7 protein-coding genes are annotated in these 5,314 nt (G+C 67.2%); 3 read left to right on the forward strand and 4 right to left on the reverse strand.

Features of this window, described 5'->3' with window-relative positions:
- Positions 1–16: 16 nt before the first annotated feature.
- From DBR23_RS01085 to DBR23_RS01095, 3 genes are read left to right on the forward strand one after another with little or no spacing between them, the layout of a single operon-like run.
- Positions 17–925: a shikimate dehydrogenase gene (locus DBR23_RS01085; RefSeq protein ID WP_108497021.1), complete on the forward strand. Its 909-nt coding sequence runs from the start codon at positions 17–19 to the stop codon at positions 923–925.
- 37 nt (positions 926–962) lie between these two features.
- Entirely contained in the window at positions 963–1,862 is a 900-nt protein-coding gene (locus DBR23_RS01090) for a VOC family protein (protein ID WP_108497025.1), read from the forward strand.
- A 16-nt stretch (positions 1,863–1,878) separates the two neighbouring features.
- Positions 1,879–2,784, forward strand: coding sequence for a sugar phosphate isomerase/epimerase (locus tag DBR23_RS01095; protein WP_108497022.1), 906 nt, complete (start codon positions 1,879–1,881; stop codon positions 2,782–2,784).
- Between the two features lie 181 nt (positions 2,785–2,965).
- Here DBR23_RS01095 and DBR23_RS01100 read toward each other — a convergent pair whose 3' ends face one another.
- From DBR23_RS01100 to DBR23_RS01115, 4 genes are all read right to left on the reverse strand, one after another.
- Positions 2,966–3,421, reverse strand: a complete 456-nt coding sequence (locus tag DBR23_RS01100) for a nuclear transport factor 2 family protein (protein WP_108497023.1) — start codon at positions 3,419–3,421, stop codon at positions 2,966–2,968.
- A gap of 8 nt (positions 3,422–3,429) precedes the next feature.
- Entirely contained in the window at positions 3,430–4,212 is a 783-nt protein-coding gene (locus DBR23_RS01105; RefSeq protein ID WP_108497024.1) for an SDR family oxidoreductase, read from the reverse strand.
- Positions 4,209–4,751 carry a DUF3833 domain-containing protein gene (locus DBR23_RS01110; RefSeq protein WP_056056565.1) on the reverse strand — a complete coding sequence of 181 codons (543 nt, stop codon included), beginning with the start codon at positions 4,749–4,751 and terminating at the stop codon, positions 4,209–4,211. The genes DBR23_RS01105 and DBR23_RS01110 overlap by 4 nt, the downstream gene beginning before the upstream one ends.
- A gap of 25 nt (positions 4,752–4,776) precedes the next feature.
- Positions 4,777–5,314 (reverse strand): MFS transporter (locus DBR23_RS01115; protein WP_199227603.1); only part of this gene is annotated, 538 nt, incomplete at its 5' end.

Below are 5,314 nucleotides of genomic sequence, written 5' to 3' on the forward strand. Positions count from 1 at the left end.
GTATCCCGCCCGCCCCATGAGCATCCAGCTGCTTGATCCCCCGGTCACCACACCCACGTCCGCCATGCCATCCACAAGCCCCCGCAAGGTGCTGATCGGACTGATCGGTGCCGGCATCCAGAAATCGCTGTCGCCCGCGCTGCACGAAGAAGAAGCGCGCCATCACGGCATGCGCCTGCACTACCAGCTCATCGACCTGGACCGCTCTGCTTCCTCGGCGGAGCATCTGCCCACGCTGTTGTCGGCGGCGCGCATTATGGGCTACGCGGGCTGCAACGTGACCTACCCCTGCAAGCAGGCGGTGATTCCGCACCTCGACAGCCTGTCCGAAGAAGCGCGCGCCATGGGCGCCGTGAACACCGTGGTCATCCAGGGCGGAAAACTCGTGGGCCACAACACCGACGGATCGGGCTGGGCTTGGGGCTTTACCCGCGCACTGCCTGGCGCTGATCTGCGCCGAGTCGTACTGCTGGGCGCGGGTGGTGCAGGCGCCGCCATTGCACATGCCGTGCTGCGGCTGGGCGCCGAGCACCTGAGCATCGTCGATGCGCAACCCGAGCGTGCGGCGCAGTTGGCGGCCGACGTGAATGCGCTGTACGGAGCCCGGGCCGAAGCCTCCGACATCCAATCGGCCATGGCGCAGGCCACAGGCCTGATCCACGCCACGCCCACGGGCATGGACAAACTCCCCGGCCTGCCACTCGATGTGGCGCTGCTGCGGCCCCCGATGTGGGTGTCCGAGGTGGTGTATTTCCCGCTCGACACCGCCCTGGTGCAGGCCGCACGCGCGCTGGGCTGCCGGGTATCCGACGGCGGTGGCATGGCTGTGGGCCAGGCCGTGGGCGCGTTCGAACTGTTCACCGGCGAGGCGCCCGATGCGGCGCGCATGGATGCGCATTTCCGCCGCCTGGTCAGCACGCGCTGATGCCACTGCCCGCCGCAACCCTCAAGGAGCCGACACCATGAGCACCCCGATGATGGCCGCCCGCGAAACGCTGGGCGAACTGCCCAACCCCCTGGGCCTGCAGGGCGTGGAGTTCATCGAATACGCCACCAGCCGTCCGCAGGCCCTGGGCCAGGCGCTGGAGCGCATGGGCTTTCAGCCTGTGGCACGCCACCGCTCGCGCGAGGTGCTGCTGTACCGCCAGGGCGACATGAACATCATCGTCAACGCCCACCAGGACAACGAGCTCACCGGCGTGCACGCCCCGCCCGCGCTCACCGAAGCGCCGGTGCTCGCCGCCATTGCTTTTCGCGTGGGCAATGCGGCCGCGGCCTACCGCCGGGTGCTGGAACTGGGCGCCTGGGCCGTGCACACCGAGGTCGAGGTGATGGAGCTGAACATCCCCGCCATCCACGGGGTGGGTGCCAGCCGCATCTACTTTGTCGACCGCTGGAAGGAGTTCTCCATCTACGACGTGGACTTTGTGCCCATCCCCACCGTCAACCAGCGCCCGCCCGCGCTGCAGGGCCTGCACCTGTTTGGCGTGGTGCAGTACATCGGCCTGGGCCGTGGGGAGGACTGGATCCACTTCTATAGGGAACTGTTTGGCTTCGCCGAGCTGGCACCGGACCAGTCGTTTGGCGTGCTCACCCACGGCCGCATCCTGGCCAGCCCCTGTGGCACGCTGCACTGGCAGCTCATCGAACCGCTGGTCGATGCGCTGGAAGCCGACCCCGAAGAGTTGCTGCAACGCGTGGCCTTTGGCGCGCCCGACGTGCTGGCCACGGTGCAAGCGCTGCGCGAGCGCGGCGTGGACTTCGTCGAGTCCCCCACCGGCGTGCACACGGGCACGCGCGGCGCCCTCACCCGCGCAGATGCCGGCGCTCCCAGCTTCGAACTGGTGCTGGACGCACGCTGAGCCTGGAGACTGCCCCATGCGCACATCCACCATGCAACGCAACGTCGCCGACTTTGGCATGGACACCATTAGCCTGGCGGGCCCGCTGGAGGCCAAGCTCGCCGCCGTCAAGGCCGCCGGATTTGGCCAGATCATGCTGGCCGCACGCGACATCGTGGGTCACCCCGAAGGCATCGAGGCCGCCGTGCACGCCGTGCGCAGCAGCGGCCTGCGGGTGACGGGCTTCCAGGTGCTGCGCGACTTCGAGGGTCTGTCCGGCCACCTGCACAGCTACAAGGTGGACATCGCCAAGCAGATGATCCTGATGGCGCGCGACCTGGGCGCGCCCTTGCTGCTGGCCTGCAGCTCCACATCGTCGCACGCTACGTCTGACGCCGATGCGATTGCGCGCGACCTGCGCAAGCTGGCCCTGCTGGCGCTGCCCCATGGCATCCGCGTGGCGTTTGAGGGCCTCTCCTGGGGCCGCCACATCAACGAGGTGCACCAGGCCTGGGCCGCCGTGGAACAGGCCGATTGCCCCAACCTCGGGCTGGCCATTGATTCGTACCACCAGTTCGCCACCAGCACGCCGCTCTCGGCGCTGCAGGACGTGGACCCCGCCAAGATCTACCTCGTGCAGCTGTCCGACTTCATGTGGCAGGAAACGCGCACAGTGCAAGAGCGCATCGAGACCGCACGGCACTTTCGCGTGTTCCCTGGCGAAGGCGTGCACAGCAAGGCGCTGGCCGAACTGGTACGCACGCTGGACGGCATGGGCTACCAGGGCGATTACAGCTTCGAGGTCTTCAACGACGACTACCAGCAGCTGCCTCTGCCCTATGTGGCGCAACGGGCGTGGAACAGTGCGCTGTGGCTGGCCGAAGGCGTGTTGCAACGCGCAGTGCCCTTGCCCGGGCATTCGCGCATCCGGGCAGTGGGGTGAAGAGGGTGAACAGGCCCCGGGGACCCGCTCCACGAATCGCCGCGCCGTGTGCATCTGCGGTCCCGGGCAGCCTGCGGTGTTGCAACACCTCGCAATAGCGACAGCTGGTGCTGCGTTTTGCGCCTAGCAGACCATCCCGATCCGCTGCGCCCACATACCGCTCGATGCGTGCGGAGGATACTTAGCTGTTGGCGCGCTTTTTGAGCCAGCGCATCAGTGCGCCCACCACGGGCAGCTTTTCGTACAGCTCTTCGGCCGCATCCCAGTAGTCGCGGTGCAGCGTCACCCGACCCTGTTGGTCCAGCACCAGGTGCGAGGCACCACGCACCGTCTGCGTCACGCCCTTGTGAAAGTCCTTGAACGCGAACAGGAAGTCCCAGGTCAAAAAGCACTGCGTGCCCTGCACCACCCGGCCGGTGACCACAAAACGCGGCTGCTCCAGCGCCTCGAACATGTGGGCAAAAATGGCCTGGATGGCAGGCACGCCCTGTACCTCGTTGAAGGGGTCCTTGAAGCGCGCCTGTGGTGCGTAGAAATGGCCAATGGCCGCTATGTCGGCAGGCGAGAGGTTTTCAAAGAATGCGACAACGCGCGTGACGGCTTCTTCGGTGGATGGGGATGTGTTCGGGGGCTGCATCGCAAAAGTCAAAGGCCTGTGAAGCGGCGAACGGCGGGGAAGTACCAACGGTACGGCAACAGCCGCAGCAGCTTCATCACGCGTGTGAAACGCTTGGGGAAGTGGATGTCGAAATGCCCCCGCTCCCAGCCCTGCACGATGGCCGCCGCTGCTGCTTCGGGTGAGATGAGGGCCGGCATGGTGAAGTCGTTGCCCGCCGTGAGTGGCGTGGCCACAAAACCAGGGTTGATCACGCTCACGCCCATGCCCAGGTCGTGCAGGTCCAAGTACAGCGCCTCGGCCAGGTTGATGAGGGCCGCCTTGGTGGGCCCATAGGCCAGGCTCTTGGGCAGGCCGCGAAAGCCTGCCACGCTGCTGATCAGGCTCACGTGGCCTGGGCGCCCAGCCTCCGCTGTGGCCAGCATGGCGGGCAACACGGCGGCCAGCACGTGCAGCACGCCGTTGTAGTTGATCTGCTCATGGCGCAGCATCACGGCCAGATCGAAGTCGGTGGCGCGCATGTCGCGGTAGTAGCCCGCGCAGTAGCACACCAGGTCGGGCGCCCCTCCCGCGAGCACCTGCGCTGCGGCGGCCTGCACCTGTGCCGGTTCGGCAGTGTCAAAAGCCAGCGCCATGCTGCCGGGGTGCTGCACAACAAAGGCGTTCAGTGCATCACCGCTGCGCGCCGACACGATGACCTGCGCACCGCGCGCATGCAGCGCGGCTGCGGTGGCCCGGCCAATGCCACTGCTGGCCCCGATGAGCCAGGCACGGCGGCCCTGCCAGTCGCGCAAGGGAGGGTTGAGGCTCATGGTGCGCGTTTGGTGAAGGACAGCGTGATCTCGCCCAGGCGCACGCCGAACTTGGTCATGGTGGCGCGGTTGAGCATCACCCGGTCGTCGATGAGGTACATCCAGTCGTCCAGGTCCACGTTGTAGACCTTGCCATCCACCGGCAGGGCCAGCGTGTAGTTCCAGCGGAAGGCGTTGCCGCGCGTCTGGCCGTTGGCCGTGCCCACCACATCGTCGGCGGTGCCGGTGTAGCGGCCGTCGGCATGCTTCGTCAGCCGCCAGATGCGGCGCTGCGTGGTGCCGTCGGAGTAGGTGAAGGCTTCATCCAGCACGCCCTCGTTGCCTTTCCAGCTGCAGTCCATCACCACGGTGAAGCGTTTGACGATCTGGCCGCTGCGGTCCTGGAAGATGCCGTAGGCGTCGATCTTGCCGTTGAAATACTGGGCCAGGTCCAGCACCGGTTTCTCGGTGGCGTAGCCATCCAGGTTCTGGCTGGCGCAGCCGGACAGTACTACGGGCGCAGCCACAGCGGCGGAGAGGAGGAGGCGTCTTTGCATCATGGGTTGTGCCTTGGGGGTATGGGTGTCAGGTTCCAGCCATCGCCGCACCGCGTGGGTGCCGGAGAAAAAGGACGTACAGCGCTGCCGCTGCCGCCAGCTTGAGCGCGCAGGGCAGCACGGCGTAGGCCAGGCCCAGTGTCTGCAGGCCGCCATCGCTGCGCGTGCCCGGCGTGTAGCCCAGCCAGCCCAGCAGGGGCAGCGCCAGGCCTGCTGCCAGGGCCAGGTTGAGCTTGGTGGCAAAGTTCCACCAGCCGAAGTACGCGCCCTCGTGCTGGCCGCTGTCGCCCTCGGCCGCGATCACGCCCGCCAGCAGGGCGCTGGGCAGGGCCAGGTCCGTGCCCAGGGCCACACCCGACAGCGCGCAGACCACCATGAACGGCAACACATCACCCGCGCCCAGAAACGCCGTCCACACAAACACGGCAATCGCCAGCAGCATGCCCGCCAGCCAGGTGCGCGCCAGGCCCCAGCGCGCCACGGCACGCAGCCACAGCGGAATGGACAGCGCCGCACAGACAAAATAGGCCGCGAGGAACATGGGCTCCTGCGCCGGCGGGGCCTGC

Origin of the sequence: Acidovorax sp. HMWF018 (assembly GCF_003061035.1) — a bacterium.
GTDB classification, from domain to species: Bacteria; Pseudomonadota; Gammaproteobacteria; order Burkholderiales; family Burkholderiaceae_C; genus Acidovorax; species Acidovorax delafieldii.

Excerpts from the sequence above, each read along its gene's own strand:
- DBR23_RS01090 (WP_108497025.1), top strand. The coding sequence starts at position 963 with ATGAGCACCCCGATGATGGCCGCCCGCGAAACGCTGGGCGAACTGCCC.
- DBR23_RS01085 (WP_108497021.1), top strand. The coding sequence starts at position 17 with ATGAGCATCCAGCTGCTTGATCCCCCGGTCACCACACCCACGTCCGCC.
- DBR23_RS01105 (WP_108497024.1), bottom strand. The coding sequence starts at position 4,212 with ATGAGCCTCAACCCTCCCTTGCGCGACTGGCAGGGCCGCCGTGCCTGG.
- DBR23_RS01110 (WP_056056565.1), bottom strand. The coding sequence starts at position 4,751 with ATGATGCAAAGACGCCTCCTCCTCTCCGCCGCTGTGGCTGCGCCCGTA.
- DBR23_RS01095 (WP_108497022.1), top strand. The coding sequence starts at position 1,879 with ATGCGCACATCCACCATGCAACGCAACGTCGCCGACTTTGGCATGGAC.
- DBR23_RS01100 (WP_108497023.1), bottom strand. The coding sequence starts at position 3,421 with ATGCAGCCCCCGAACACATCCCCATCCACCGAAGAAGCCGTCACGCGC.